This window comes from Burkholderia sp. SRS-25, from assembly GCF_004343765.1.
Classification (GTDB): domain Bacteria; phylum Pseudomonadota; class Gammaproteobacteria; order Burkholderiales; family Burkholderiaceae; genus Burkholderia; species Burkholderia contaminans.
In genome coordinates, this window is record NZ_PTXM01000017.1 from 149,820 (window position 1) to 176,710 (window position 26,891).

Annotated in this window: 28 protein-coding genes; 19 read left to right on the top strand and 9 right to left on the bottom strand. The window is 67.7% G+C overall.

The annotated features are described in order from the left end of the window. Positions 1–6: 6 nt before the first annotated feature. The 7 genes from C5O79_RS23880 to infA all read left to right on the top strand — a co-directional run bounded on the left by C5O79_RS23880 (position 7) and on the right by infA (position 7,226). A complete protein-coding gene (locus C5O79_RS23880) occupies positions 7–1,212 on the top strand; it encodes an acetyl-CoA C-acyltransferase (protein ID WP_046547945.1) in 1,206 nt (401 codons plus the stop codon). A 150-nt stretch (positions 1,213–1,362) separates the two neighbouring features. Continuing rightward, positions 1,363–2,334: a sialidase gene (locus tag C5O79_RS23885; protein WP_122477446.1), complete on the top strand. Its 972-nt coding sequence runs from the start codon at positions 1,363–1,365 to the stop codon at positions 2,332–2,334. A 55-nt stretch (positions 2,335–2,389) separates the two neighbouring features. Further along, positions 2,390–4,852: an MMPL family transporter gene (locus C5O79_RS23890; RefSeq protein ID WP_122475972.1), complete on the top strand. Its 2,463-nt coding sequence runs from the start codon at positions 2,390–2,392 to the stop codon at positions 4,850–4,852. A gap of 67 nt (positions 4,853–4,919) precedes the next feature. Beyond that, entirely contained in the window at positions 4,920–5,999 is a 1,080-nt protein-coding gene (locus C5O79_RS23895; protein WP_039350830.1) for a Rieske 2Fe-2S domain-containing protein, read from the top strand. Between the two features lie 289 nt (positions 6,000–6,288). Continuing rightward, a complete protein-coding gene (locus tag C5O79_RS23900) occupies positions 6,289–6,492 on the top strand; it encodes a cold-shock protein (protein WP_006483056.1) in 204 nt (67 codons plus the stop codon). Between the two features lie 23 nt (positions 6,493–6,515). Further along, positions 6,516–6,749: a hypothetical protein gene (locus tag C5O79_RS23905; protein ID WP_122475971.1), complete on the top strand. Its 234-nt coding sequence runs from the start codon at positions 6,516–6,518 to the stop codon at positions 6,747–6,749. 213 nt (positions 6,750–6,962) lie between these two features. After that, a complete protein-coding gene (gene infA / locus C5O79_RS23910) occupies positions 6,963–7,226 on the top strand; it encodes a translation initiation factor IF-1 (protein WP_006483034.1) in 264 nt (87 codons plus the stop codon). Between the two features lie 175 nt (positions 7,227–7,401). Here the strand turns inward: infA and C5O79_RS23915 are convergent, their stop codons facing one another. After that, complete coding sequence (locus C5O79_RS23915; protein ID WP_122475970.1) at positions 7,402–8,199, bottom strand: alpha/beta hydrolase; 798 nt, start codon at positions 8,197–8,199, stop codon at positions 7,402–7,404. Positions 8,200–8,313: 114 nt separating this feature from the next. Continuing rightward, complete coding sequence (locus C5O79_RS23920; protein WP_122477444.1) at positions 8,314–9,093, bottom strand: SDR family oxidoreductase; 780 nt, start codon at positions 9,091–9,093, stop codon at positions 8,314–8,316. A 164-nt stretch (positions 9,094–9,257) separates the two neighbouring features. On the opposite strand from C5O79_RS23920, the gene C5O79_RS23925 reads away from it, so the two are divergent. From C5O79_RS23925 to C5O79_RS23935, 3 genes are all read left to right on the top strand, one after another. Next, a complete protein-coding gene (locus C5O79_RS23925) occupies positions 9,258–10,157 on the top strand; it encodes an AraC family transcriptional regulator (protein WP_122475968.1) in 900 nt (299 codons plus the stop codon). A 169-nt stretch (positions 10,158–10,326) separates the two neighbouring features. After that, positions 10,327–11,574 carry an alkaline phosphatase family protein gene (locus tag C5O79_RS23930; RefSeq protein ID WP_131931808.1) on the top strand — a complete coding sequence of 416 codons (1,248 nt, stop codon included), beginning with the start codon at positions 10,327–10,329 and terminating at the stop codon, positions 11,572–11,574. Continuing rightward, positions 11,571–11,819 carry a hypothetical protein gene (locus C5O79_RS23935; RefSeq protein ID WP_046547939.1) on the top strand — a complete coding sequence of 83 codons (249 nt, stop codon included), beginning with the start codon at positions 11,571–11,573 and terminating at the stop codon, positions 11,817–11,819. Before C5O79_RS23930 ends, C5O79_RS23935 begins: the two co-directional genes overlap by 4 nt. Positions 11,820–11,860: 41 nt before the next feature. Here C5O79_RS23935 and C5O79_RS23940 read toward each other — a convergent pair whose 3' ends face one another. From C5O79_RS23940 to C5O79_RS23970, 7 genes are all read right to left on the bottom strand, one after another. After that, entirely contained in the window at positions 11,861–13,249 is a 1,389-nt protein-coding gene (locus tag C5O79_RS23940; protein ID WP_122475963.1) for an MFS transporter, read from the bottom strand. A gap of 190 nt (positions 13,250–13,439) precedes the next feature. Continuing rightward, positions 13,440–14,471 (bottom strand): 4-hydroxy-2-oxovalerate aldolase, encoded by a 1,032-nt coding sequence (gene dmpG / locus C5O79_RS23945; RefSeq protein WP_046547937.1) that lies wholly within the window; start codon positions 14,469–14,471, stop codon positions 13,440–13,442. A 16-nt stretch (positions 14,472–14,487) separates the two neighbouring features. After that, positions 14,488–15,387, bottom strand: a complete 900-nt coding sequence (locus C5O79_RS23950) for an acetaldehyde dehydrogenase (acetylating) (protein WP_046547936.1) — start codon at positions 15,385–15,387, stop codon at positions 14,488–14,490. A 13-nt stretch (positions 15,388–15,400) separates the two neighbouring features. Continuing rightward, complete coding sequence (gene dmpE / locus C5O79_RS23955) at positions 15,401–16,183, bottom strand: 2-oxopent-4-enoate hydratase (protein WP_039350783.1); 783 nt, start codon at positions 16,181–16,183, stop codon at positions 15,401–15,403. 86 nt (positions 16,184–16,269) lie between these two features. After that, positions 16,270–17,652 carry a DUF1329 domain-containing protein gene (locus C5O79_RS23960; RefSeq protein WP_039350780.1) on the bottom strand — a complete coding sequence of 461 codons (1,383 nt, stop codon included), beginning with the start codon at positions 17,650–17,652 and terminating at the stop codon, positions 16,270–16,272. Positions 17,653–17,692: 40 nt separating this feature from the next. Then, positions 17,693–19,258, bottom strand: a complete 1,566-nt coding sequence (locus C5O79_RS23965; protein WP_122475961.1) for a DUF1302 family protein — start codon at positions 19,256–19,258, stop codon at positions 17,693–17,695. 157 nt (positions 19,259–19,415) lie between these two features. Continuing rightward, positions 19,416–20,195 (bottom strand): SDR family oxidoreductase, encoded by a 780-nt coding sequence (locus C5O79_RS23970; RefSeq protein ID WP_122477441.1) that lies wholly within the window; start codon positions 20,193–20,195, stop codon positions 19,416–19,418. Between the two features lie 137 nt (positions 20,196–20,332). Between C5O79_RS23970 and C5O79_RS23975 the strand changes: the two genes are divergently transcribed. The 9 genes from C5O79_RS23975 to C5O79_RS24015 all read left to right on the top strand — a co-directional run bounded on the left by C5O79_RS23975 (position 20,333) and on the right by C5O79_RS24015 (position 26,846). Next, positions 20,333–21,169 carry an alpha/beta hydrolase gene (locus tag C5O79_RS23975; protein ID WP_122475959.1) on the top strand — a complete coding sequence of 279 codons (837 nt, stop codon included), beginning with the start codon at positions 20,333–20,335 and terminating at the stop codon, positions 21,167–21,169. 66 nt (positions 21,170–21,235) lie between these two features. After that, positions 21,236–22,024, top strand: coding sequence for an SDR family NAD(P)-dependent oxidoreductase (locus C5O79_RS23980; protein ID WP_122475957.1), 789 nt, complete (start codon positions 21,236–21,238; stop codon positions 22,022–22,024). A gap of 38 nt (positions 22,025–22,062) precedes the next feature. Further along, positions 22,063–22,812, top strand: a complete 750-nt coding sequence (locus C5O79_RS23985) for an electron transfer flavoprotein subunit beta/FixA family protein (RefSeq protein ID WP_122475955.1) — start codon at positions 22,063–22,065, stop codon at positions 22,810–22,812. 16 nt (positions 22,813–22,828) lie between these two features. Beyond that, positions 22,829–23,773, top strand: a complete 945-nt coding sequence (locus C5O79_RS23990; RefSeq protein WP_122475952.1) for an FAD-binding protein — start codon at positions 22,829–22,831, stop codon at positions 23,771–23,773. Between the two features lie 3 nt (positions 23,774–23,776). Further along, a complete protein-coding gene (locus C5O79_RS23995; RefSeq protein WP_046547930.1) occupies positions 23,777–24,304 on the top strand; it encodes a transferase hexapeptide repeat family protein in 528 nt (175 codons plus the stop codon). Between the two features lie 98 nt (positions 24,305–24,402). Continuing rightward, positions 24,403–24,651, top strand: a complete 249-nt coding sequence (locus C5O79_RS24000) for a hypothetical protein (protein WP_046547929.1) — start codon at positions 24,403–24,405, stop codon at positions 24,649–24,651. Positions 24,652–24,923: 272 nt separating this feature from the next. After that, complete coding sequence (locus C5O79_RS24005) at positions 24,924–25,223, top strand: hypothetical protein (protein WP_043186617.1); 300 nt, start codon at positions 24,924–24,926, stop codon at positions 25,221–25,223. Positions 25,224–25,413: 190 nt separating this feature from the next. Further along, on the top strand, positions 25,414–26,058 hold the full coding sequence (locus C5O79_RS24010; protein WP_047849903.1) for a DUF1326 domain-containing protein: 645 nt from the start codon (positions 25,414–25,416) through the stop codon (positions 26,056–26,058). Next, a complete protein-coding gene (locus C5O79_RS24015; protein WP_122475950.1) occupies positions 26,055–26,846 on the top strand; it encodes a DUF2182 domain-containing protein in 792 nt (263 codons plus the stop codon). Before C5O79_RS24010 ends, C5O79_RS24015 begins: the two co-directional genes overlap by 4 nt. The last annotated feature ends 45 nt before the right edge of the window (positions 26,847–26,891 follow it).

A 26,891-nucleotide genomic window follows, 5' to 3' on the forward strand; every position in this document is an offset into this window, starting at 1 on the left:
AGACACATGGAAGACGCAGTCATCGTTTCCGTCGCACGCACGCCGATCGGCAAGGCGTTTCGCGGCATGTTCAACGACACCGAGGCGCCCGCATTGGGCGGCCACGTCGTGCGCACCGCACTCGAACGCGCAGGCGTCGCGCCGGCCGACGTCGACGACGTGCTGATCGGCTGCGCCGCGCAGCAGGGCACGCAGGGCTACAACATCGGCCGCCTGTCGGCGGCGGCGGCCGGGCTGCCGGCGTCGGTGCCCGGCATGGCGATCGACCGCATGTGCTCGTCCGGCCTGATGTCGATCGCGAGCGCCGCGCGCAGCATCGGCGCGGGCGACGCACGGATCGTCGTCGCGGGTGGCGTCGAGTCGATCTCGCTCACGCAGAACAAGCACAAGAACGCGTATCGCGCGCGCTCGCAGGCCGTGCTCGACCATCAGCCGGCTGCGTACATGGCGATGATGGAAACGGCCGAGATCGTGTCGCGCCGCTACGGGATCTCGCGCGCCGCACAGGACGAATTCGCGCTGCAGAGCCACCAGCGCACGGCCGACGCCCAGGCGGCCGGCCGCTTCGACGCGGAAATCGCGCCGCTCGACGTGCGGCGCGCGTTGTTCGACAAGGAAGGCAACCCGGCCGGTTACGAGGACGTGAACGCCGCGCGTGACGAAGGCGTGCGCGCCGACACGACGGCCGAGCGGCTCGCGGGGCTAAAGCCGTCATGGAGCGGCGGCAAGGTCGTCGAGCAGGGCGCGTTCGTCACGGCCGGCAACGCGTCGCAGCTGTCGGACGGCGCAGCGGCCGTGGTCGTGATGTCGCGCAGCGAGGCGGTGCGCCGCGGGCTGACGCCGCTCGGTGCGTTCCGCGGCCTCGCGGTGGCAGGCTGCGAGCCGGACGAGATGGGCATCGGCCCCGTGTTCGCGATTCCGAAGCTGCTGGCGCGCTTCGGGATGACCGTCGGCGACATCGGGCTGTGGGAGCTGAACGAGGCATTCGCGTGCCAGGCGCTGTACTGCCGCGACACGCTCGGCATTCCCGACGACCGGCTGAACGTCGATGGCGGCGCGATCGCACTCGGCCATCCGTTCGGGATGTCGGGTACGCGGATGACGATGCACGCGCTGCTCGAAGGCGCGCGGCGCGGCGTACGGCACGCGGTCGTGACGATGTGCATCGGCGGCGGGATGGGTGCCGCCGCGCTGTTCGAAGTCGGCGCGTAGCGGCCCGCGGACGGGCCGCGGCGTTCAGGCTGCCCGCCACTCAGGACCATTCGAGGCCGCGGCAACGACCGACGGCCCGGAGACTTGCAGGCGACGACGGTGAGCGCGATGGCGCGAACCGTCGTCGAACGCAGACACAGGAGACAAGCGATGAAACGAACTTTGCCCGGACTCGCGATGTCGGCGCTCGTGCTCGGCGCCGCGCTGTTCGCGTTTTCGCCGCGCCCGCTGCCGGCGTTCCCGGTCACCGCGATCCATGCGGACCGGCTGCAGGTCAACGGGCTCGCCCGGGCCGGCGCGCGCATCGTCGCGGTCGGCGAACGCGGCGTGATCCTGCTCAGCGACGACGCGGGCGCCCACTGGCGGCCGGCGTCGATCACACCCGACCAGGCATCGACGCTCACGCAGGTGCGCTTCATCACGCCGACGCTCGGCATCGCGGTCGGCCACGATGGCCGGATCGTGCGCAGCGACGACGCCGGCCTGCACTGGCGCGAAGTGCACACGGACCACGCCCATTCCGATCCGCTGCTGTCCATATGGGGCACGGCGGACGGCCCGCTGTTCGCGGCCGGCAGCTTCGGCCAGCTGCTGCGCTCGGACGACGCGGGCATGAACTGGCAGACCGTGAAGACGCCGGCCGGCGATCGTCACCTGAACGCGATCGTCGGCGACGGCCACGGCACCCTGCTGGTCGCGGGCGAGAGCGGCACGCTGCTGCGCTCGACCGACAACGGCGCGACGTGGGACAAGCTGCCGTCGCCGTACGCCGGTTCGCTGTTCGGCGCGCTGATGCTCGCGAACGGCGACTGGGTCGCGTACGGGATGCGCGGCAACGTGGTGCGCAGCACCGATCGCGGCGCGACCTGGACGCATGTCGACAGCCACGTGCCGGTGTCGTACTTCGGCGCGACCCAGCTCGCCGACGGCGAACTCGTGCTGGTGGGCCAGGGCGGCGCGATCGTCGCGTCGCGCGACGGCGGGCTGACCTTCGACGTGCGCAAGCTCGGCGGCGTGCAGAGCCTCGCGGCCGTGCTCGACATGGGCCACGGCGCGCTGCTGCTCGGCGGCGAGGCCGGCGTCGCGCCGCTCGCCGGCGCGGTTGCGTCAACCCCGTCCTGACGCGCGGCCGTCCTGCCGCCGGCTCCCGTTCGTTTCGCATTGACAAGAGAATTCCATGAACGACCTGTCACGCTCCCCTGAAGCCGTTCCCGTGTCGCGCCTCGCCGCGTTCGTCGAGCGCTGCGCCGACTCGATCATCCGCCGGCGCAAGCTGCTGATGCTGCTGTGCGTCGCGGTGACGCTCGCGCTCGGGCTGTCCGCGACGCGCCTGAAGCTCGATCCGGGCTTCAACAAGATGATCCCGATGCAGCACCCGTACATGCAGGTGTTCGAGCGCTATGCGGGTGCGTTCCCCGGCGCGAACACGATCCTCGTGAGCCTGCGCTGGAAGGGTGACGGCGACATCTACAACCAGACGTTCATGGACGCGCTGCGCCATGCGACCGACGACGTGTTCTTCATCCCCGGTGTGAACCGCTCGCGCGTGTTCTCGCTGTTCACGCCGAACGTCCACTACACCGAGGTGACCGAGGCCGGCTTTCGTGGCGACGTGGTCGTGCCGGGCCAGTTCTCGAGCGCGAACCCGGACGATCTCGGGAAGGTGCGCCGCAACGTCGCGCGCTCCGGGCAGATCGGCCGCCTCGTCGGCAACGACCTGAAGTCGGCGCTGATCCGTGCGGAGCTGCGCGAGACGGACCCGGCCACCGGCAAACGGCTCGACTACAGCGCGGTCGCGCGGCAGCTCGAGGAAATCCGTGCACGCTATGCGAAGCAGGGCATCGACGTGAACATCATCGGCTTCGCGAAGCTGGTGGGCGACGTCGAGAACGGCATCGCGGGCGTGATGGCGTTCTTCGCGCTCGCGTTCCTCGTGACGGCCGCGCTGCTGTTCGCCTATACGCGTTCGCTGAAGACCACCGTGCTGGCGCTCGTCGTCGCGCTGCTGCCGGTCGTGTGGCTGCTCGGCGCGCTGCCGCTGCTCGGCCTCGGCATCGACCCGATGTCGATCCTCGTGCCGTTCCTGATCTTCTCGATCGGCGTGTCGCACGCCGTGCAGATGACCAACGCGTGGAAGCAGGCGCTGGTGCGCGGCGCTTCGTCGGTCGATGCCGCGCGCGACGCGTTCCGCAAGCTGTTCGTGCCGGGCACGGTCGCGTTGCTGACCAACGCGCTCGGCTTCATGGTGATCATGCGGATCAGGATCGACATCGTGCGCGAGCTCGGCATCACCGCGTGCCTCGGCGTGCTGCTGATGATCGTGACGAACAAGGTGTTCCTGCCGATCCTGCTGTCGTACACGCGCCTCGAGCGCGGCACGCTGGCGCGTGCGCAGCGCAGCGCGGCGGCCGGCGGCAGCCCGATGTGGTCGCGCTTCGCGGTGTTCGCACGGCCGGCGCCGGCGCTCGGCGTGTTCGCGGTGGCGCTCGCGCTGCTCGCGTACGGCACGCTCGAATCGCGCAGGCTGGAGATCGGCGACATCGGCACCGGTGCGCCCGAACTGCGCGCGAACTCGCGCTACAACGTCGACAACGCGGCGATCACGCACCAGTACAACATCGGCGTGGACGTGCTGTCGGTGATCGTCGAGACGACCGGCTTCGACGACGCGTGCCTGCATTACCCGGTGATGAGCGCGATCGAGAAGTTCGAGATGAACATGCGCGGCGTGGCCGGCGTGCAGTCGGTGACGAGCGTGTCGTCGCAGGGCAAGGTGTTCATCGCCGCGTTCAACGAGGGCAACCCGCGCTGGGCCGCGCTGCCGCGCTCCAGCGACGGCCTCACGCAGGGTTCCAACGCGTTCGATCCCGACAACGGGATGAACACCGCGAACTGCAAGGCGATCCAGGTGCTGATCTACACGAAGAACCACGAAGGCACGACCATCGCGCACATCGTCGACGAGATCAAGCGCTTCGCGGCCGAGAATCCGACGCCGAACGTCGCGTTCCGGCTCGCGGGCGGCAACGTCGGCGTGATGGCGGCGACCAACGAGGCCGTCGGCGACGCGGAGATCGCGATGCTGCTGTCGATCTTCGGCGCGATCGCGCTGCTCTGCGCGGTCACGTTCCGCTCGTGGCGCGCGGTGCTGTGCATCATCGTGCCGCTCACGCTCGTGTCGATCCTGTGCAACGCGGTGATGGCGCGCCTCGGCATCGGGCTGAAGGTCGCGACGCTGCCGGTGATCACGCTCGGCGTGGGCGTGGGTGTCGACTACGGGATCTACCTGTACGAGCGCCTGCAGCACGACATCCGCCACGGCGCGACGCTGCCGGACGCCTTCGCCGACGCGATGCGCCAGCGCGGCACGGCGGCGCTGTTCACGGCCGTCACGATGTTCATCGGCGTCGGTACCTGGGCGTTCTCCGCGTTGAAGTTCCAGGTCGACATGGGCGTGCTGCTCGCGTTCATGTTCCTCGTGAACCTGTTCGGCGCGGTGTTCCTGCTGCCCGCGCTCGCCGCATGGCTCGGCGTCGAGCGGGCCGAGCGCCGTGTGCCGCACCGGCAGCAGCCGTCGCCGGCGGCTCCGGCGCCGCTTAAGCCGTCGCCCGCGCTCGAATCCGGCAACCCGATGCGCTGACCGGCGCGCCCATTTCCCCCGCGCGCGGCGGGCCGCCGCGCGCTCTCGACAAGAGGAGTCAACCCACATGTCCGCACGCCCTTACAAGATCGAAGCTCAGCCGCTCGCGCAGCGCTATGCGCGCGGCTGGCACTGCCTCGGGCTCGCCCGCGATTTCAAGGACGGCAAGCCGCACACGCTGAACGCCTTCGGCCGCAAGCTCGCCGCGTTCGCCGATTCGACCGGCAAGGTCAACATCGTCGACGCGTATTGCCCGCACATGGGCGCCGACCTGAGCCTCGGCACGGTGCAGGGCGACCACCTCGTGTGCCCGTTCCACGGCTGGGCGTGGAGCGGCGAGGGGCAGTGCGCATCGATCCCGTACTGCAAGCGGATCCCGCCGAAGGCGCGCATCGGCGCGTGGCCGACCTGCGAGGAAAACAACCTGCTGTTCGTGTGGAACGATCCGGAAGGCAACGCGCCGCCGCCGGAGGTCGCGATTCCGCGCCTCGACGTGTGCTTTTCCGACGAATGGTCGGACTGGGTCGTCGACAAGATGGTGATCCAGGCCAACTGTCGCGAGCTGGTCGACAACATCTCGGACGTCGCGCACTTCGCGACCGTGCACCGCGCGCCGATCGACTATTTCGCGAACCTGTTCGAGGATCACAAGGCGACGCAACTGATGGTCGGCCGCAGCGAGAAGCTCGGCGGCGACGCCCTGACCGCGCTGTCGACGTATTTCGGGCCGGCCGTGCACATCACGCAGATGACGGGGCAGAGCGGCGGGCAGCCGATCCACTCGGTGCTGCTGAACTGCCACGTGCCGATCGACATGAACAGCTTCGAGCTGCGCTACGGTGTGATCGTGAAGAAGGTGCCCGGGCTGACCGACGCGCAGAACATGGAGATCGCGAACGCGTACGTGAAGGAAGCGCAGCGCGCGTTCTACGAGGACGTCGACATCTGGCACAGCAAGACGCGGATCGACAACCCGCTGCTGTGCGAAGGCGACGGGCCGCTGTACCAGATGCGCGACTGGTATTCGCAGTTCTATCTGGACGTGGCGGACGTGCGGCCGACGAGCGTCGCCCGCAAGGCGTTCGAGATGCGGATTCGCGAAGGTGACGCGCCCCCGGCGCTGCATCACGTGTTCGAGCCGCAGTAAAAACGCGGCGGGTCGGCCGAAAAGGGGGCGTATCGAAATGCTTCCCGTCGGCCGGCAACGCCCGCCGCGTAAGGCGCACGCGGCGGGCATGCTTGTGCATCGCATCAAAAAGACTTGACGAAGCGGCCACTAGCGCGTAGTGTCCATGACCGAAGTGTTCAAGAAGTTCGATTGCTCATCATTGGCCGCACTCCGTGCGGCGGTCGTTGGTCTCTCCCTCTTTTGATTCTTTCTGTGCCCTTCACGGGCGCATGTTCAATTATTCGTCATTTGTATTAAGGAAGTAATTGTGGATACCGGTACCGTCAAGTGGTTCAACGAAACCAAGGGCTTTGGTTTCATCTCCCCTGACAACGGCGGCGACGATCTGTTCGCCCATTTCTCCGAAATTCGCGGCACGGGCTTCAAGACCCTGGCCGAAGGCCAGAAGGTCAGCTTCGAAGTGAAGCGCGGCCCGAAGGGTCTGCAAGCGTCGAACATCACGCCGCAGTAAGTCGCATCGGCAACGGCCGCCGAATGGTGGCCGCTGCCGGCTGGATTGGCGCGCAGGGCGTCGCTTTGGCGGCAGCCGGCGCGTTTCCGATGCGCACGACCGATGCATCGCGACATCCACGATGCATCGGTCGTGACGCCTCCCTCATCGCATGCGCGACCCGCGTGCGACGCAACGCCTTCGTGAAGCGCCTGCCGTTTCGCGAGCGCATCACCGCTTCAACGCATCAACCCGAGCAGACCGCCGCCATGCCGTAGCAGGCGCGGTCCCGACTTTGCGCGGCGCTCCATGCGTCGCCGCCACCGACCGCCTGAACGCCGTAACGCGCCGGGCTCCGATCGCAAGACAGGCCCTGGGCCCGTCTGAACGAACCGATCCCCGGCAGCCTGCCGGCCGCCGTCCCGTTGTGGGGCGCGGCGCCGGGCAGATCGCCGCGGCCGCGGTCAATTACCTTGTCTGGAGGAATTGGTTTGGCAAAAGAAGAACTGCTGGAACTGGACGGAATCGTCGACGAAGTGCTGCCGGACAGCAAATACCGTGTCACGCTGGAAAACGGCGTCGTGGTCGGCGCGTACGCGTCGGGCCGCATGCGCAAGAACCACATCCGCATTCTCGCGGGTGACCGTGTGACGCTGGAACTGTCGGTCTATGACCTCACCAAGGGCCGCATCAACTTCCGTCACAAGGACGCGAATTCCCCGCGTCCGCCGCGCAGCGGCCAACCGCGCCGTTAAGCGCGGCAACGATCGGCGCGGGCATGCAGCACTGCCTCGCCGATCGAATCCTGTCCGGCCGACGAGGCCGGGCGAGCCGGGTGGACGACACATCGCGTGCCGTCCGCCGGCCGCCGGCATCGTCATGCCGTGGCGGCCCACACCGCCTTCACCGGCCGCCGCGCGTGCACGACGCTCAGGCGGCCGCGTCCCGCAGGAAATCCTCGACGATCATCGCGAAATACGGCGGACATTCCTGCATCGGGTAATGCCCGCAATTCGGTATCGTCACGAGCCGCGCATTCGGATGCCACGCGAGGAACGTCGCCTGCATCGCCGCTGCGTCGAGCCCCGGATCCTTGTCGCCGACGATCACCAGGAAACGCGTGTCGAGCCCGCGGATGTCGTCGACGAAATCCGTGCCGGTCAGCATGTCGAGATACGCGAGCCGGCAAGCCGGCGCCACACGCTCGCGGTTCTGCCGCAGCTTCACGTCGGCCCAGCGCGCCGACAATCCTCCCGTCACGAATCGCACGAGCCGGCGAAACGCATCGTCATCGGCGGTCGTGCTCGCGAAGAAAGCACGTGCGTCGTCGTTCAGGCGATTGCCGGCCGCCGACACCGGGCACACGGCGATCGCGCTCGTGATGCGCGCTGGCGCGTCGGCGGCGAGCCGTTGCGTCGCCATGCCGGTCATCGAATGGCCGATCACGTGAAAGCGCTGCCAGCCGAGACGATCCGCGAGGGCCAGGCAGTCGGCCGAGATTTCGTCGACGGTACAGGCGCCGCTCAGGTGGATGGATTCGCCGTAGCCGCGCAGGTCGACGAACACGTAAGTGAACGCCGCTTCGTCGAGATACGGCAGCAGCGCCGTGTAGTTCGTGCGGTCGCCGAGCCAGTCGTGCAGGACCATCACGCATTCGGGGCCGGTGCCGTGCTGCAGGTAGCCGAGGCCGCTGGTCGGGCCGGAGGCGAGGGGAGCGATACGGTTCATTTCAAGGGGTTTCCTTTTGGTTGGCGGAACCAAAACGAAACGCCCTCCCGGCGGACCGGGAGGGCGTCTTGAAAGTGCGCCGATCGTATCGGGCCGCTCGGCGAAAGTCAACGCTCAGAGGGCCATCCCGCCCGACACCTCGATGCGCTGCGCATTGACCCAGCGGTTGTCGTCCGACAGCAGCGAAGCAATCATCGGCCCGATGTCGTCGGGCTCGCCCGCGCGGCCGAGCGCCGTCCATTCCGCGACGCGCCGGTTGACCTCGGGGTTGTCGCGCACCATCCCGCCGCTGAAGTCGGTTGCCACCGCGCCCGGCGCAACGACGTTCACCGCGATGCGGCGCGGGCCGAGCTCCTTGGCCAGATAGCGCGTCAGCACCTCGACGGCTCCCTTCATCGACCCGTACGCCGCGCTGCCCGGCACGGCGACGCGCGTGAGGCCCGACGACACGTTCACGATGCGGCCGCCGTCGCGGATCAGCGGCAGCAGCGCTTGCGTGAGGAAGAACACGCCCGTGAAGTGCACGCGATAGAGCGCGTCGAGATCGGCTTCCGTCGTTTCGGCGATCGGCGCGTGATGCGACGTGCCTGCATTGTTGACGAGGAAATCGAACCGGTCGGCGCCCCAACTGGCCAGCGCTTCGCGGAGCTGCCCGGCGAAGCGGTCGAACGTCGCGCTGTCGCCCGTATCGAGCGGCAGCGCGATCGCCGCCTGCCCGGCGTCGGCGGCCAGCGCGACGACGTGATCGGCCTCGGTGCGATTCGAGTGATAGGTGAAGATCGCGCGCACGCCGCGCTGCGCGAGATGCAGCACCGTATTGCGGCCAAGCCCGCGGCTGCCGCCGGTGACGACGGCGATTTTCGGGGTGGGAGGATGGGATTGGGCTGCGGTCATGCTGGGCTCCTGATCGAAGTCGGTGACGAACAGCGCCAAGCGTACGGTGGCGGCTGCCGCGCCTGAATGCCGGAACCGGCCGCGTTCTTGCCTGATCCTGCCCGACCGCCCCGGCAAGCGTCGCGCCGCGTGTACCATCCGGACATCGGGAACGGAGGGGCTGCATGTCGGACGAACTGGTCGAACGTATCGCTCGCCTGACGGGCGCGACGGGGGAAGAGAGCCCGTTCGCGACGGCGATCGACGGGCTGATCCTGCTGCGTTCCAATCGCGAGAAGCTGCCCGCGCCGCTGATCATGAAACCGGCGCTGTGCGTCGTCGTGCAGGGTGCGAAGTGGACGACGTTCGGCGGGCGCCGTTACGACTACGGGCCCGGCCGCGCGCTCGTCGTCAGCGTCGAGATGCCGGCGACGAGCCGCATCGTCAAGGCGAGCGAGACCGAACCGTTCCTCGGCATGGTGCTCGAATTCGATATCGCGATGATGCGTGAAGTACTCGAACGACTCGACACGCCGCCATCGCAACCGCGTGGCGCGATCGGCCATGGCGTGTGCGTGACCGATTTCGGCGGGCCGCTCGCCGATTGCGTGCTGCGGATGATGCGGCTGCTCGATACGCCGGCCGCGATTCCGGTCGTCGCGCCGCTCGTGAAGCGGGAGATCTGCTACTGGCTGCTCGCGGGGCCGCACGGCGGCGAAGTCGCGCGCGTCGTGTTCGCCAACGGCCATGCGCAGCGCGTCGTCGCGGCGATCCATGCGCTGCGCGGCCAGTTCGCCGAGGCGATCCGCGTCGAGGATCTCGCTGCCGTCGCGCAAATGAGCGCGTCGGCGTTTCATCGGCAATTCAAGGCGCTCACGTCGATGACGCCGCTGCAGTACCAGAAGCAGTTGCGCCTGCTGGAAGCGCGGCACCTGATGGTGACGGGCGCGGCGAACGCGGAAACGGCAGCGTATCGCGTCGGCTACGAAAGCGCGTCGCAGTTCAGCCGCGAATACGCGCGGATGTTCGGTGCGCCGCCTCGGCGCGATGTCGTCACGCTGAAAACCGCTTCGGCCGACAGTTGAACGCGCATGCCGCGACGCGGTTCGCGTGCGGCTTTACGTGGGGGCCGGGGCGGTCGTACACTCATCGGCAATTCGCGGCCCGCGCCACGGCTTTCAATCCCTTCAGCAGCTTTCAGCGGGCCGACGATCGTGCCAGCAGGACTTTCGTCGCGCGACGCCAGGAGGCGCCATGAGTGCAGACGCAGCCCCCGCATCCCCGTCGGTTCAGGACCGCATCCAGCACGTGTTCGTGCTGATGCTCGAGAACCGTTCCTTCGATCACTTGTTCGCGCTGTCGGGCTACCCCGACATCGTTGCCGCGTCGCCGGGTAACAGCAATGCGTACGGTGACGCGGTATATCCGTTCGGCGGCGGCGCGCCCGACCGGATGCCGACCGATCCGTGCCACGAATTCAACGACGTGCTCGAACAGCTGTGCGGCGCGGGCGTGCCGTTCGTGAAAGGGCAGCCGTATCCGCCGGTCGTCAACACCGGGTTCGTGTCGAACTACGCGACATCGCATTCCGAAGGCACGCCGCCGCAGCCGGCCGACGCGGGCAAGATCATGCAGGGTGTCGATATCGCGACGCAGGCGCCGTCGCTGCACGCGCTCGCGAACGCGTTCGTGCTGTGTGACGCATGGCATGCGTCGATGCCGGGGCCGACCTGGCCGAACCGCTTCTTCCTGCACGGCGCATCGTCGGCCGGGCTCGACCATTCGCCGACCAGGGAAGAGATGGCCGGATGGGACGCGTTCAACGGCTTTCCGTATCCGAAGGGTTCGATCTTCGCCGCGCTCGGCGACGACAACTGGCGCATCTACCAGGACCAGACCGGCGACCCGCTCGGCCACGTGCCGCAGGTCGCGTCGCTGAAGGGCATCAGCTTCTTCGACATCGACGACCTCGCGCACTTCGAGGCCGATCTCGCGGCCGGCTATACGGCGCGCTACACGTTCATCGAGCCCGGTTACGGCGACATCGTGCACGGCACATACCAGAACGGCAGCTCGCAGCACCCGATGGATGGCCTCGCCGGCGGCGACCAGCTCGCCGCGCGGGTGTACAACGCGATCCGCAATTCGCCGGTGTGGAACAGCAGCCTGCTCGTGATCTGCTACGACGAGCACGGCGGTTTCTACGATTCGGTCAGGCCGGGCGCCGTGCCGCCGCCGAACGATGGCGCGGCGGCGACGTTGAACGCGAGTGGTTTCGGGTTCGACGTGTATGGCGTGCGGGTGCCGGCGATCGTGATCTCGCCGTGGGTCGCGGCCGGGCAGGTCGACCACACGCCGTACGATCATGCATCGGTCGCCGCGACGCTCGAGCGGCTGTTCGGCCTCGCGCCGCTGACGGATCGCGACCGTCTCGCGAACGACCTGCTGGCGCTCGTCACCCCGACGTGCCGCACCGACTGCCCGCAAAGGATCGGATCATGAGTACGACACCGGCCCCCGACCCGCGCGATGCGCTGCCCGTACGCGACGGCACGAGCCTGATTGGCTATTTGCACATCCTGAAGAAAGCGCATGCGGCGCTGGTCGGGCATGACAAGGCCCATCAGCGCTTCAGCGAGATCGTGACGCGAGGGCAGGCGCGGCAATATATCGAGGAACTGATGCCGTCGTTGCTGCAGGCGCGTGAAGCGCATCGGCGCAAGCGGCACGGGGGGAAGCATCGCTGACGAGTCGGGCGATGCCCGGCAGGGGGCCGTACAACGACGGGTCACGCTGCGGGCCGCCCACGGTGCACGCTGATCGCCGACGCGGTCGCGCCGATCAACTGAATCACCGCGCCGGCGAACATGGCCGCGCGCAAGCCGGCCGTGCCGCCGTGCGTGGCGGCGAACAGCGTGCCGAGCACGGCGATGCCGAGCGTCGCGCCGCTCATTCGTGCAACGTTGACGAGCGCACTGGCGGTGCCCGAACGCGCGGCGTCGACGGCGCCGACCGCGACGGTCATCAACGGGCCGGTCGCGATGCCCATGCCGAGCCCCGTCAACGCAAGCCCGATTTCGGCGCCGATCAGGCCCGGTGAACCGGCTGACGCACCGATGACGACGAGCCCGCTTGCGATCACGGCGACCCCGCCGGCCGTCGTCGTGCGCGTGCCGACGCGTTCCGACAGCGGCCCCGAGCATGGCGATACGACGACGAACACGAGCGCCATCGGCAGTAGCGCGAGGCCCGCGCCGGTTGAATCGAGCCGACCGATGCTCTGCCACGCCAGCGGCAGCAGGAACAGCACGCCGTACATCCCGAACGTCATGCCGGTGGTCGCGGCGATCGCGCCGCGAAACGCACTGATCCGGAAGATGTCGAGCGGCACCAGTGCCGCTGCACCGTGGCGCCGCTCGATCGCGATGAAGGCGATGAACGACAGGATCGCTACACATCCGGCGAGCGCGCATGCTACCGGTGAATCGCGGAACACGATCGCCGCATAGGCGAGCGCGCCGAGCGAGAGGGCGCCCGCGAGTTGTGCTGCGCCGTCGAAGTGCCTGCCGCGCGGGTCGGAGGATTCGGGCACTGCAGGGACCGCGAGCAGCATCGCTGCGACGCTCAATGGCACGACCACGAAAAAGATGCTGCGCCAGCCGAAGTGCCGGATCAGCACGCCGCCGAGCGTCGGGCCGATCGCCATCGCCACGCCGTTGCACGCCGCCCAGATGCCGAGCGCGCGGCCACGCTCGACCGGGTCTCGCCACACCACGCGCACGATCGCGAGCGACGCCGGCAGCAGCAGCGCCGCGCCGACACCGGCCAGTGCCCGGGCGGCGATCAGCACCGCTACCGAAGGCGCCAGCGCGCACAGCAGCGACGCGGCGGTGAAGAGGGCCGTACCCGCCATGAAGATGCGACGCCGGCCGTACAGGTCTGCGAGCAGCCCGCCGGTCAGCAGCAGTACCGCGTAAGTGAGGTTGTAACTGTCGACGACCCATTGCAATGCGCCCACGCCTGCGTGGAAATAGTCGCCGATCGTGCGCGTCGCAAGATTGACAACCGCCGTGTCGACCTGCGCGACGAGCACGGCGAGGCATAGGATCAGGAGGGTCAGGCCGCGTCGTTTGACGGTGCGTTGGGCCTGTGCGGCGAGTTCTCCGGTATGGGCCACGGGCGAGGCTCCTCGTGTGTCGATCGATCAAGTTTGGGGGCCGTCGACTGACAGCGTGCTGTCAGCAGTCGGAGTGCGATGCACGAAGAACGCTCGCAATCCCGATGCCCGCTACTTGCTGGCGGAACCTGAATGCAAAACGGGGCTCGCGCCCCCGTTCCTTCATGCGTCCTCGCACGATTTCACCCACTCAGGCCGCCACCTCCCGCGCCCGCGCCATCGTCAGCGCCGCATCTTCGATCATGTCCTCCTGCCCGCCGACGAGCCGCTGCCGGCCCAGCTCGACGAGGATGTCGCGCGCCGGAATCCCGTACTTCGCTTCCGCGCGCTTCGCGAACAGCAGGAACGACGAGTAGACGCCCGCATAGCCGAGCGTCAGCGCGTCGCGGTCGAGGCGGATCGGCGCGTCCATGATCGGCACGACGAGATCCTCGGCGACGTCCGAGATCGCGAACACGTCGACACCCGTTTCGATCCCCATCCGGTCGCACACGGCAACGAACACTTCCATCGGCGTGTTGCCCGCGCCGGCGCCGAGGCCGGCCGCGGCCGCGTCGATCCGGTTCGCGCCGGCGGCAACCGCCGCGACCGAGTTGGCGACACCCATCGCGAGGTTGTGGTGGCCGTGGAAGCCGAGTTCGGTCTCCGGCTTCAGCGCGTCGCGCACCTGGGCGATCCGTGCGGTCACGTCGTCGGGCAGCATGTGGCCGGCCGAATCGGTGATGTAGATGCAGTTCGCGCCGTACGATTCCATCAGCTTCGCCTGCACGACGAGCTGCTCCGGCGGGGACATGTGCGCCATCATCAAAAAGCCGACCGTATCGAGCCCGAGCGTGCGCGCGAGGCCGATGTGCTGCTCCGACACGTCCGCCTCGGTGCAGTGCGTCGCGACGCGGATCGTGCCGACGCCGAGTTCGTGCGCCATGCGCAGATGCTCGACGGTGCCGATACCGGGCAGCAGCAGCGCCGACACCTTCGCCTGCTTCAGTTCCGGAATCACGGCGCCGAGGTACGCCTCATCGGTATGCGCGGGGAACCCGTAGTTGACGGACGCGCCGCCGAGCCCGTCGCCGTGCGTGACCTCGATCAGCGGCACACCGGCAGCGTCGAGCCCGCGCGCGATGTTGCGCATCTGGTCGAGCGTGATCTGGTGGCGCTTCGGGTGCATCCCGTCGCGCAGCGACATGTCGTGGACGGTGATCTTCTTGCCTGCAAGTGACATCGTGTGACTCCTCGACTCAAGCGGTGGCGGCCGTCGCGGCCAGCATCTGTTCGGCGAAACGCTCGGCCGTGGCGGCCGCGGCGGCGGTCATGATGTCGAGGTTGCCCGCGTACTTCGGCAGGTAATCGCCGAGCCCTTCGACTTCCATGAAGACGGACACGCGATTGCCGTCGAACACGGGGCCGTTCTTCAGCGTATAGCCGGGCACGTAGCGCTGCACTTCCTTGACCATCGCATGCACGGACGCGGTGATCGCGTCGACGTCGGGCGGGCCGTCGGTCAGGCAGTGGATCGTGTCGCGCATGATCAGCGGCGGCTCGGCCGGGTTGATCACGATGATCGCCTTGCCCTTGCGGGCGCCGCCGACCTGTTCGATCGCACCGGACGTCGTGCGCGTGAATTCGTCGATGTTCTTGCGCGTGCCGGGGCCGACCGAGCGCGACGACACGGTCGCGACGATCTCGCCGTACGCAACCGGCTGCACGCGCGATACCGCATATACCATCGGGATCGTCGCCTGGCCGCCGCAGGTCACCATGTTCACGTTCGCCTGCGCGCTGTCGAGATGCGCGTCGAGGTTCACCGGCGGCACGCAGTACGGCCCGATCGCGGCGGGCGTCAGGTCGATCATCTTCACGCCGAGCGCGGTGAGCTTGTCGGAGTTGTCGCGGTGCACGTAGGCGGACGTCGCGTCGAACGCGATGCGGATGTCGTCGGCGGCCACGTGCGGCAGCAGCCCGTCGACACCCTTGTCGGTGGTCTTCAGGCCGAACTCGCGCGCCCGCGCGAGGCCGTCGGACGCCGGATCGACGCCGACCATCCACACGGGTTCGAGCACCGGCGAGCGGCGCAGCTTGTAGAGCAGGTCGGTGCCGATGTTGCCGGGCCCGATCAGCGCGCATTTGATTTTCTTCATCAGGATTCTTCCTTTAGATAAAGCGGACGTCGCAGCTGCCGATGCCGGAGATATGCATCGACAGCGCGTCGCCGGCCGTGACCGGAATCAGTTTGGCGAGCGAGCCGGACAGCACGATCTCGCCGGCGAGCAGCGGCACGTCGTACGCGGCGAGCGTGTTCGCGAGCCACGCGACCGCGTCGGCGGGGTGGCCGAGCGCCGCGTCGCCGCGCCCTTGCGCGACGGGCTCGCCGTTCTTGTCGATCGTCATCTCGCACGCTGCGAGGTCGAGCGTGCGCGGATCGACGCGCGCGTCGCCGAGCACGTACACGCCGCACGACGCGTTGTCGGCGACGGTGTCCTCGATGCGGATCGCCCAGTCGCGGATGCGCGAATCGACGATCTCGAAGCAGGGCGCGACGGCGGCCGTCGCCGCGATCACGTCGGTGCGGTCGATGCCGGGGCCGCGCAGGTCGCGCGCGAGGATGAACGCGATCTCGCCCTCGGCGCGCGGTGCGATCAGCGTATCGGCGGCGATCGCTTCGCCGGCCGCGTAGTGCATGCCGGACAGCAGGATGCCGAAATCCGGCTGGCGCACGTTCAGCATGTCCTGCACGGCCTGGCTCGTCACGCCGATCTTCTTGCCGACCACGGCCTCACCGTGCTCGATGCGGCGCTCGATGAAGCGCTGCTGGATGCGATAGGCGTCGTCGAGCGACAGGCGGCGCGGGCGGCTCGACAGCGGCGCGACCGGCGCACGCGCGTGCCACGCGGCGTACAGCTCGTCGCCGAGCGTCGTATGCAGGCGGGAAGACATGAAGGGGCCCTCGAATCTCGAATGGAAAAGGCCGCCGTCGCGGGCGGCGTCGGGCGCCGGAGCGGAGGCTCCGGCGCGTGGGTTGCTTAGTTACCCGAACTTCGGATCGCGTCCGGCGAGAAGTACGCCTCGTTGAACTGCGGGCTGTTGTCGAGCTTCGGCATCGGGCCTTCGTTCGTCAGGCGGTCGGCCATGTACGCGCCGGAGATCAGGTCGTGATAAAACACGACGCCCGGGTAGAACACCTTCGCGTCATACGCATACAGCGTCGTCGCCACGTTGGTGCGCCACAGCTGGCCGCGTGCGTCGTAGTTGTCGGCGAGCAGCGTCATCCACGAATCCTCGTCGATGTACAGCACGCGCTTCGCATACTGGTGACGGTAATTGCTCTTCAGCGTCGCCTGCAGCACCCACACGCGATGCAGCTCGTAGCGGATATACGACGGGTTCTCGTGGCCCTTGGTCAGCAGGTCGGCGTACTTCACCGAGCTGTCCATCGCCTTGTAGTTGTCGTACGGTACGTAGATCTCGCGCTTGCCGACGATCTTCCAGTCGTAGCGGTCGCCGGGGCCGTTGTACAGGCGATCGTCGTCGACGGTGCGGAAGCCGCCCGGGCCCTGCGGCTGGTCGTAGCCGTATTCCGGCGCCTGCCGCACGCGCCGCGTGCCGGGGTTGTACATCCACGTGCGCGACGAGTTGTCCGCGCCGGCCTTGTCCCAGTTCGTGAAGCCGACGATCAGCGAGCCGCGGTCGGACAGCGGCAGCTCCGTCGCGTTGCGGTAGTACGTGCGGTTGTTCAGGTCGCTCTTCACGTCGAACTTGCCGGAGTTGCGCGGCGAGTAGATGTCGTAGCGCACCTTGCCCCATGCGACGTTGCCGTCCGAGTACACGACCGCCTGGTCGTAGGTCGCCTGCTCCGCGCCGATCGCCGACGAGAAGCGCTGGTTCCACAGCAGCTCGGCAGCCGTTTTCGGGATCGGGTAGGGCACCGTCGGCGGCGCGTTCGTGAGGCCGTTCGCGTCGGACGTCATCGTCGAATCCGGCGCGTACGCACGGATGTCCTTGTAGACCGAATCCGCGTAGCGGAAGTCGCGGTGGCTCGGGTAGACGTTGATCTTGAACGTGGCCGGGTAGCGCTTGAACATCGCCTTCTGGCCGTCGGTCAGGTGCTCGGCGTACTGCGCCATGTTTTCCGCGGTGATCGTCGCGACAGGCTTGTCGTTCGCGAACGGGTCGGGGTAGCGGCTGCCGCGCTTGTACTGCACGTCCGGCGGCGTGCCGAGCCACTTGCCCGACCACTCGGGCACACCGCTGTCCTTGCTGGCGGCGCGCACCGCGCCCATCGGCGTCAGCGGGCCGTCGAGCGCCTTCAGGTCGTCCGGCGTGACCTTCGGGAACGACGCCGTCGCGACGACCGCGCACGCGGCCATCACCGACGCGCGCAGGAGGGGGAGATGAATGCGTTTCATATCGGTCCTCATAGTGCTGAATGACGAGCGGCCGGGCCGCTCAGAAGTGGTAGGTCGCCGTGGCCAGCACGTAGTCGCGATCCGCGAGCGGGCGCGTGACCGGGTTCGGCGATCCGAGGAACTTCGCGTAGACGAGCGACAGCTGCAGGTTGCTCAGGCGCGTGAAGGTCACGCCGGCCGTCACGCGGTGGTCGCCCTGGCCCGTCAGCGAGCCGAGCGCGCCGGCGAGCGGCGACGTGCCCGTCAGGTCGTGCGTGTAGGTCAGCGGCACGTCGAGATCCCAGCCGTTGAACACATTCTTGTAGCTGAGCGTCCACGCGATCTCCATCGCGAGCGCGTTGCGCGAATTCGTGAGCGTGGTCGAGCCGTCGAGCGCCGAGATGCTGCCGGCATGCACGTACGTGAGTTCGCCGATCAGCGTCTGCGAATTCGCGAGGAAGCTCGGCCCGATCGAGTAGATGCCGGACAGGTTCGTCTGCAGCACGTTCGCGCGGGTCGACTGCGGGCCGGTCGGCGTGTTGACGAGCACGGCCGCCCCCTGGCGGTACGACACTTCGCCGGCGACGTTCACCGGGCCGACCTGCGTCGAGAAGCTCGCGCCGGTCAGCTTGATGTTGCTGAAGTAGGTCTGCTGGTACTGGAGCGTCGGGAAGTACGTCGTGACGACACTCGGGTTCATGTCGTTGTAGTGCAGGTGGTACAGGCCGAGCTCGGTGTCGCCGAGGACGCGGAAGCGCGCGCCGATCCCCCACTGGTTGCGCGCGCTCGGCTTGTCGTCGGGGCCGCGCGGAATGATCATCCCGCCCGGGCCGATGATGAACTGCGCGCCGGGGCCCGTGACGTCCGAATAGCTCCAGTACGTGCCGGGCGCGGTCAGCCGGTTCTGCTGGTAAGAGAACTGGTAGTAGCCGAGCAGGCTGAAGTTCGGCGTGATCTGCCACTGCGTGGAGATCTGCGGCACCGGCAGCAGGATGTCCTTCACTTCGGCGCCGGCCATGTACGACTTGGTCGCGTCGGCAGGCCCTTGCGCACCCGCGATGTTCGGGAAGAACAGGCTCTCGCCCCACGCGACGACCTGGTCGCCGACCTTCACGTTCAGGCTCGTCGAGCCGATCTTGAACGTGTTGTACGCATACGCGGCCAGCAGCGTCGTGTGGCCGCCCGACCAGTAGCGCGCGTCGCTCGTGAAGTTGTTGTACTGGCCCGACTGGTTCACGGTGCCCGGCGCGTCGTTGTAGTTCGGGCGGCGATACGCCTGGTCGTAGAACGTGTCGGCGCGCACGAACACGCCCCAGTCGTCGTGCTTCAGGTTCACTTCGCCGAGCAGGCTGACCTGGTTCTCGATCAGCTTGTTCTTCGCGAAGTTGCGGTCGCCGTCGTCGCCGTTGATGTTCGCCGGCGTGAGGAGATTGCCGCTCGGTGCGCGAGTGCGCATGCCGAGGCCGTAACTGAGCGTGAACGTGTAGTCCAGCGTCGTGTCGGCGCCCAGCTCGATCGTGCTGCCTGCGTGTGCGCCGGGCGCGGCACACGCCAGCAGCGCGGCGGCCAGCGTCGACAGCGTGGCGGTTGCCCGCTTGTCGGTACGGCGCGAAATCCGTTGATGCATGGTGTCTCCTCTTGGGGGTATCGACGACGGTCGACTGTGTGTGTTGTCGTGAGAGGCAGAGTAGGGAGATCGCGGTAGCAGGGAATCGTCAAAATGAACTAGATGACTTCCCTAGGACTGGCGAACAATTCGCACCGTACGGTTGGCCATGCGTGCATCAGCGCGCGGCGGCCTGCGCGGCAGACAGGAACGCGGGCCGTTCGCCGCCGCCGTCGAGCCGCAGGTTCGCGCCCGACGTGTACGACGCTGCGGGCGATGCGAGGAACAGGCACGCGGCGGCGACGTCGTCGGGTGTCGCGAGCCGTCCGGCGGGAATCGTCGCGCGAATGGCGTCGAGCGCGGCGTCGCCGCCGTAGTGGCCTTCGGTGGCCGATTCCGTCTGCACGAGGCTCGGGCTGATCGCGCACACGCGCACGCGCGGCGCCCACTCGACCGCGAGCGACGTGACCGCGTTGACGAGGCCCGCTTTCGCGGCGCCGTATGCGGCCGTGCCCGGCGACGGGCGCGACGCGCTGACGCTCGCGATGAACAGCATCACGCCGCCTTCGGGCTGCGGCTGCATGATCGCGTTCACGCGCTGCGCGAGTTGCAGCGGCGCGATCAGGTTCAGGCGCACGATCGATTCGGTGAAGCGCGCCGACGCATTGGCCGCGAGCGCGAACGGCGAGCCGCCGGCGTTGTTGACGAGCACGTCGAGGCCGCCCGCCGCAGCGCGGATCGTCGCGAGCATCGCGTCGACCTGTTCGATGTCGCGCAGGTCGGCCGCGACGAATGCCGCCGTGCGGCCGCCGGCCGACGGCGGGGTATCGGGCGCGCTGCGCCCGCACACGAACACGCGCGCGCCTGCCGCGAGAAACCGTTCGGCGATGCGTCGCCCGATGCCCTTGGTGCCGCCCGTCACGAGCACCGTCTTGCCGCTGTAGTCGAATCCGTTCATCGTTGCCTCCGTTTCGGTGGGCCGATGATAGGAAGAAGCGCGCGCGGCTTCGTAGTCTGAAAGGATGATGCCGGCCGGCGCCGGCGGCGCAATCATCGTGGCAGACATCCATCGAACGACGAAGGAGACAACCCGCGATGACGATCCCCACGACGCCGCCGGCCGGCATCTTCACCGACGTGCCGGGCGGCCTGCGCCTGCACCACTACGAGGCGGGCGAAGGGCGGCCCGTAGTGTTCATCCACGGCAGCGGCCCGGGCGCCAGCGGTTTCAGCAACTTCAAGCACAACGTGCCCGCGTTCGCGGCGGCCGGCCATCGCGCAATCGTCGTCGACCTGCCCGGGTATGGGCAGTCGTCGAAGCCCACCGACGTCGCCTATACGCTCGATTTCTTCGTCAGCGCGCTGCATGGGCAGTTGACCGCGCTCGGCATCGGCCCGGCCGTGCTGCTCGGCAACTCGCTCGGCGGCGCGATCGCGCTGAAGTACGCGCTCGACTACCCGGACGACGTCGACGGGCTGATCATGATGGCGCCGGGCGGCGTCGAGGATCGCGACACCTATTTCCGGATGGAAGGCATCCAGCGGATGGTGAAGCTGTTCACCAATCGCCAGATGAATGACGACACGATGCGCGAGCTGCTGACGCTGCTCGTGCACGATCCGGCGATCGTCACCGACGCGCTCGTTGCCGAACGGATGAAGGTGTGCGTCGAACAGCCGACCGAAGTGCTGTCGACGATGAGCGTGCCGAACCTGACCGATGCGCTCGGCGACCTGCGTACGCCGGTGCTCGGCTTCTGGGGAACGGACGACCGCTTCAATCCGGTCGGCGGTGCGCTGAAGTTCCTCGAACGCTGCCGCGATGCGCGCTTCGTGTTGATGAACCGGTGCGGCCACTGGGTGATGGTGGAACACGCCGACTATTTCAATCGGGAATGCCTCGATTTTCTTGCGACGCGCAATACGCGATAACGCCGCATGCCCCTGACGGCCGGCCCCGATGCGGGCGGCCCGTCCGAACCAATACCTGGAGACGACATGAAGCTCATCGAAGACCTGTTCGACCTGCGCGGCAATGTGGCCGCGATCACCGGCGGCGCGCGCGGCATCGGCGCGGAGACCGCGCGCACGCTGGCTGCCGCCGGCGCGAGCGTCGCGATTCTCGACGTGCTGTCGCAACCGGCGGAAGCGCTGGTCGAGGAAATCTGCGCGCAGGGCGGCCAGGCCGCGTTCTGGTCGCTCGACGTCACGCATGAGGCCGATGTGGCGCGCGTGTTCGGCGAGATCGTCGCGCGCTTCGGGCGCCTCGACGTGCTCGTGAACAACGCGGGCATCGAAGGCCACAACGTGCCGACGCACGAGCTCACGCTCGCGCAATGGCAGCGCGTGCAGGACGTGAACGTCAACGGCGTGTTCCTGTGCACGCGTGCGGCGATTCCGCATATCGACGCGGCCGGCGGCGGCTCGATCGTGAACCTGTCGTCGATGTACGGGATCGTCGGCGGCCCCGACGTGCCCGCGTATCACGCGTCGAAGGCGGCCGTGCGGATGATGGCGAAGGTCGACGCGATGCTGTACGCGGCGAAGAACATTCGTGCGAACTCGGTGCATCCCGGCTATATCCGCACGCCGATGCTCGAGGAAGCGTTCCGCCAGATGGGGCAGGACCCCGATCGCGCCTTCGAGTACATGCAGACGAACGTGCCGATGGCGAAGATCGGCAGCCCGCGCGACATTGCGGCCGGCATCCTGTATCTCGTGTCGCCGGCAGGCCGCTACGTGACGGGTGCGGAGCTCGTGATCGACGGCGGCTTTACCGCGCGCTGACGCGGCGCGGCGCATGCAACGAAACAGGAGACAGGCAGTTGAAAGTGCTCGTGGCAGTGAAACGCGTGGTCGACGCGAACGTGAAGGTCGGCGTGAAATCCGACCTGACGGGCGTCGACATCGCGAACGTGAAGATGTCGATGAACCCGTTCGACGAAATCGCGGTGGAAGAGGCCGTGCGGTTGAAGGAGGCCGGCGTCGTGACCGAAGTGATCGCCGTGTCGGTGGGCGTCGTGCAGGCGCAGGAGACGCTGCGCACGGCGCTCGCGATCGGCGCGGATCGCGCGATCCTCGTCGAATCGCATGACGGCGTCGAGCCGCTGGGCGTCGCGAAGATCCTGAAGGCGCTGGTCGACAAGGAACAGCCGCAACTGGTGATCCTCGGCAAGCAGGCAATCGACGACGATTCGAACCAGACGGGCCAGATGCTGGCCGCTTTGGCAGGCCTGCCGCAAGCGACGTTCGCATCGAAGGTGACGATCGCCGACGGCCGTGCAACCGTCGCACGCGAAGTCGACGGCGGCGCGGAAACGCTGTCGCTTCAACTGCCCGCCGTCATCACCGCGGATCTGCGCCTGAACGAGCCGCGCTACGTGACGCTGCCGAACATCATGAAGGCGAAGAAGAAGCCGCTGGACACGGTGAAGCCGGAAGATCTCGGTGTCGATGTGAAGACACGCCTGAAAGTACTCAAGGTGGCCGAACCGCAGAAGCGCGCAGCCGGCATGAAGGTGCCGGACGTGCAGACGCTGGTCGCGAAGCTGAAGACCGAAGCCAAGGTGCTGTAACAAGGAGCGGATAGAAATGACGATTCTGGTGATTGCGGAACACGACAACGCGTCGATCAAGGCCGCGACGCTGAACGCCGTGGCAGCCGCACAGGCGCTCAACGCGGTGGGCGGCGGCGACGTTCATGTGCTCGTCGCTGGACACGACGCACAGGCGGCAGCCGATGCAGCGGCGAAGATCGCCGGTGTGACGAAGGTGCTGCTGGCCGATGCGCCGCAGCTGGCCGACGGTCTGGCCGAGAACGTCGAAGCGACGGTGATGAACGTCGCGAACGGTTACGCGCACATCGTTGCGACGGCCACGGCCTATGGCAAGAACATCGCGCCGCGCATTGCGGCGAAGCTGGATGTCGCACAGATCTCCGAGATCACGGCGGTGATATCGGCCGATACGTTCGAGCGTCCGATCTACGCGGGCAACGCGATCGCGACGGTGCAGTCGGGCGATCCGGTCAAGGTCATCACGGTGCGTGCAACGGGTTTCGATCCGGTGGCATCGGAAGGCGGCCGCGCCACGGTCGAGAAAATCGACGCGGCGGCCGATGCCGGAACATCGCGGTTCGTGAGCCGTGAAGTGACGAAGCTGGACCGTCCGGAACTCACCAGCGCAAGCATCATCGTGTCGGGCGGCCGCGGCTTGGGCAGCGGCGAGAACTACACGAAGGTGCTGGAGCCGCTGGCGGACAAGCTTCAAGCCGCACTCGGCGCATCGCGCGCCGCAGTCGACGCAGGCTACGTACCGAACGACTACCAGGTCGGCCAGACCGGCAAGATCGTCGCGCCGCAGCTGTACATCGCGGTCGGCATCTCGGGCGCGATCCAGCACCTTGCCGGCATGAAGGATTCGAAAGTGATCGTTGCGATCAACAAGGATCCGGAAGCGCCGATCTTCAGCGTGGCCGACTACGGCGTGGTCGGCGACCTGTTCACGCTCGTGCCGGAAGCGGCCGCGGCGCTCTGACCGATGCCGCTGTTCGAATTCAACGGGATGCGGCCGCGCATCGACCCGTCCGCGTATGTCGATCCGAGCGCGGTCGTGATCGGCGACGTGACGATCGGCGCGCGCTGCTACATCGGCCCGCATGCGAGCCTGCGCGGCGACTTCGGCGCGATCGTCGTCGAAGCCGGCAGCAACGTGCAGGACGGTTGCGTGCTGCACGTCGGGATCGGCGAGACGTGCCGGCTCGGCGTCAACAGCCACGTCGGCCACGGCGCGATCGTGCATGGCGCCACGCTCGAACCCGACACGATGATCGGCATGAACGCGGTCGTGATGGACGGCGCGACGATCGGCGCCACGACGATCGTCGCCGCGTGTGCGTTCGTGAAAGCCGGCTACGACGTGCCGCGCGGCGTGCTGCTCGCGGGCGTGCCGGGGCGCGTCGTGCGGCGGCTGAGCGACGCGGAGATCGACGCGAAGGCGAACGGCACGCGCATCTATCAGCAACTGGCGGCGGACTGCCTGCGCACGATCAGGCGGATCGACGGGTGAGCAGCGGGCATCCGGGCGGCCCAGGATGCGACGGATTGCCGGGCGGGTTGCCGTTGCCGTAAGATCGGCACTGGCTTTCCCACCGGCATCCGCGCCACATGAAAAAGCACGTCCGTTTGCGGCTCACAGTCATTGCGTCGGCTTTTGCCGTCTACAGCGTTTATATGCACATCCAGCAGTTCATCAATGGCTGCGTGTGGGTCAGGGGCCATCAGCGCTGCAGTTTCGAAAACAGCACGAATTTCGAAGGCTGGATGGATCTCGACCTGATGATCGCGTGCTGCTGGGTCGCCGCGGCGGTGGTGGGCTGGATTTCCGTGATGCAGGCCGCGAAGAAGCCGGGCTGAAGGCGGGCGCTTCCTTCACCTGGCGCCGATCGCTGTCAATCCGTGACAACGATCATTCATGCGGCATCGCCGCAATCGTCAATGCCTCTCCCGCATCCCCGCGCCGCAGGCGCAGCCGGCCACCCCACCGGGATCGGGCTCCGCTCCTTCGACGTGCTGGTCGGCTCCGACGTCGGTATGAGCGTTGCCGTCCATCGGCCGTCGTTGTGCTTTTTCCCGCCGTGCCGGGATAATGACCCGGCGTCGCGCACGCTGCGCGAGGGGAGGCTCCCATGCAATTTCCGACGGGATCGGTGGTCGCGCTCAGTTCGGCCGCCGCGACGATGTTTTCGATGGGCATGCTGTTTCTCGGCTACTGGGGCTGGCACGAGCCGCTGCCGTGGCGGTTCGGCGACTACGTCGTGATCCTGCCGGCGCTGGCCGGGTTCGCGTGCCTCGTCAGCGTGCCGTTTCTCGCCACGTCGCCGATGAAGACCCCCGACGACGAATCGCGGATGTTCGTCGCGCGGCGCGTGTTTCTGTGCGGCGCAAGTGCGTTGTGGTGCGCGATCGTCGCGTCGCTGGTCGTGTGAGATCCGTGCAGGATTCGCACGAGCCGACGTCCGCCGGTGGGGTCTTGCACGAGCGCGCCGAAGCGTCTTCCACGCGTGCTTGACTGGCGGTTTTCATGCGTCGATTCGGGCCGCCACGACGGCTTTGATTTCCCCTGTGCCGTGCACTAGATTCGAATCATTCCTGTGTAGCCGAGCGCGAGGTGGAGCCATGACGCCGTGGGAGATTCAGGGTACCGAATTGATCAATTGCAATTGCTCATACGGTTGCCCATGCCAGTTCAATGCGCTGCCGACCCATGGCCACTGCGCGGCGATGGGCGCGATTTCGATCGACAGCGGCCACTACGGAGACGTGGTGCTCGACGGCGTCAGGATCGCGGTCGTGTTCGAGTGGCCGGGAGCCGTCCACGAGGGGCGGGGCCGGTGCCAGCCGATCGTCGACGAGCGCGCCAGTCCGGCGCAGCGCGAGGCCGTGCTGAAGATCATGACTGGTCAGGATACCGATCCGTTTGCGACGATGTTCTCGGTCTATGCGTCGACGCTCGAGCAGGCGTTCGATCCGATCTTCGCGAAGATCGATTTCGAAGTCGATGTCGATGCGCGGCGTGGCCGGATTCATGTCGACGGCGTGTTCGACCTCGCGGGCGATCCCATCCTCAATCCGGTGACGGGCGCCGAACATCGCGCGAGGATCGACCTGCCGCACGGCTTCGAATACGAGGTGGCCGAAATCGGCTCGGGCACGTCGCGCTCGCAGGGCCACATTCCGCTGACTCTCGACGGCAGCTATGCACAGTTCGCGCGGCTGCACCTGAACAACCACGGGGTGGTCCGGCATCGCGTCGCGGCATGACTCCCGTCGACCCCTGGCTCGGGCGCGAGCGCGTCGTCACGCTGCTCGGTATGGCCGCGCTCGTCGGTCTGTGCTGGTTCTATCTCTGGACGGGCGCGGGAACCGGCATGTCGGCGCTGGAGATGACCGCCGTTACGCTCTTTCCGCATCGCCTGAAGGGCGCCATGGGCAGCATGGATCCGTCGCTGCCCACCGTGATCGTGATGTGGTGGGTGATGATGATCGCGATGATGACGCCCAGCGCGGCGCCGCTCGTGATGCTGTACCGGCGGGTGCTGCGGCAGCGCGGCGTGGATGGAGCGGGTGCGGCGTTCACGTCGCTGGCGCTGCTGGCCGGCTACCTCGCCGCATGGCTCGCGTTCTCGATCGGCGCGGCGTTGCTTCAGGCGATGCTGCAGCCGGCCGGGCTGATCTCCGCGATGATGCTGTGGTCGAAGAGCGCCATGCTTTCCGCGATCGTGCTGTCGCTCGCCGGGCTCTATCAATTCTCGCCGCTGAAACGCGCGTGCCTTCGGCAATGCCGGGCGCCGGCAGGGTTCCTGGTCGCGCACTGGCGCCCGGGCGTCGCCGGCAGTTTCCTGCTCGGCGCGCGGCACGGCATGGTGTGCGTGGGCTGCTGCTGGTTGCTGATGGCGCTGCTGTTCGTCGGCGGCGTGATGAACGTCGTGTGGATCGCCGCGCTGTCGCTCTTCGTGTTTGCGGAGAAGATCCTGCCCGGCGGCGAACGTGCCGGGCGCGCGCTGGGCGTCGTGCTGATTGCGTGGGCCGGTGTGACGTTGATCGTGTGACGGGCCGTCATGGTCAGGCCGGCGCGGCCTCGCGGAATCGCTGTG

Coding starts and splice junctions, on each gene's coding strand:
- C5O79_RS23970 (WP_122477441.1), bottom strand. CDS start 20,195: ATGAACGGATTCGACTACAGCGGCAAGACGGTGCTCGTGACGGGCGGC.
- dmpE (WP_039350783.1), bottom strand. CDS start 16,183: ATGTCTTCCCGCCTGCATACGACGCTCGGCGACGAGCTGTACGCCGCG.
- C5O79_RS23925 (WP_122475968.1), top strand. CDS start 9,258: ATGTCGGACGAACTGGTCGAACGTATCGCTCGCCTGACGGGCGCGACG.
- C5O79_RS23915 (WP_122475970.1), bottom strand. CDS start 8,199: ATGAACCGTATCGCTCCCCTCGCCTCCGGCCCGACCAGCGGCCTCGGC.
- C5O79_RS23995 (WP_046547930.1), top strand. CDS start 23,777: ATGCCGCTGTTCGAATTCAACGGGATGCGGCCGCGCATCGACCCGTCC.
- C5O79_RS24000 (WP_046547929.1), top strand. CDS start 24,403: ATGAAAAAGCACGTCCGTTTGCGGCTCACAGTCATTGCGTCGGCTTTT.
- C5O79_RS23890 (WP_122475972.1), top strand. CDS start 2,390: ATGAACGACCTGTCACGCTCCCCTGAAGCCGTTCCCGTGTCGCGCCTC.
- C5O79_RS23935 (WP_046547939.1), top strand. CDS start 11,571: ATGAGTACGACACCGGCCCCCGACCCGCGCGATGCGCTGCCCGTACGC.
- C5O79_RS23965 (WP_122475961.1), bottom strand. CDS start 19,258: ATGCATCAACGGATTTCGCGCCGTACCGACAAGCGGGCAACCGCCACG.
- C5O79_RS23880 (WP_046547945.1), top strand. CDS start 7: ATGGAAGACGCAGTCATCGTTTCCGTCGCACGCACGCCGATCGGCAAG.
- C5O79_RS23975 (WP_122475959.1), top strand. CDS start 20,333: ATGACGATCCCCACGACGCCGCCGGCCGGCATCTTCACCGACGTGCCG.
- C5O79_RS23895 (WP_039350830.1), top strand. CDS start 4,920: ATGTCCGCACGCCCTTACAAGATCGAAGCTCAGCCGCTCGCGCAGCGC.
- C5O79_RS23990 (WP_122475952.1), top strand. CDS start 22,829: ATGACGATTCTGGTGATTGCGGAACACGACAACGCGTCGATCAAGGCC.
- C5O79_RS23885 (WP_122477446.1), top strand. CDS start 1,363: ATGAAACGAACTTTGCCCGGACTCGCGATGTCGGCGCTCGTGCTCGGC.
- C5O79_RS23920 (WP_122477444.1), bottom strand. CDS start 9,093: ATGACCGCAGCCCAATCCCATCCTCCCACCCCGAAAATCGCCGTCGTC.
- dmpG (WP_046547937.1), bottom strand. CDS start 14,471: ATGTCACTTGCAGGCAAGAAGATCACCGTCCACGACATGTCGCTGCGC.
- C5O79_RS24010 (WP_047849903.1), top strand. CDS start 25,414: ATGACGCCGTGGGAGATTCAGGGTACCGAATTGATCAATTGCAATTGC.
- C5O79_RS23950 (WP_046547936.1), bottom strand. CDS start 15,387: ATGAAGAAAATCAAATGCGCGCTGATCGGGCCCGGCAACATCGGCACC.
- C5O79_RS23960 (WP_039350780.1), bottom strand. CDS start 17,652: ATGAAACGCATTCATCTCCCCCTCCTGCGCGCGTCGGTGATGGCCGCG.
- C5O79_RS24005 (WP_043186617.1), top strand. CDS start 24,924: ATGCAATTTCCGACGGGATCGGTGGTCGCGCTCAGTTCGGCCGCCGCG.
- C5O79_RS23930 (WP_131931808.1), top strand. CDS start 10,327: ATGAGTGCAGACGCAGCCCCCGCATCCCCGTCGGTTCAGGACCGCATC.
- C5O79_RS23980 (WP_122475957.1), top strand. CDS start 21,236: ATGAAGCTCATCGAAGACCTGTTCGACCTGCGCGGCAATGTGGCCGCG.
- C5O79_RS24015 (WP_122475950.1), top strand. CDS start 26,055: ATGACTCCCGTCGACCCCTGGCTCGGGCGCGAGCGCGTCGTCACGCTG.
- C5O79_RS23905 (WP_122475971.1), top strand. CDS start 6,516: ATGGTGGCCGCTGCCGGCTGGATTGGCGCGCAGGGCGTCGCTTTGGCG.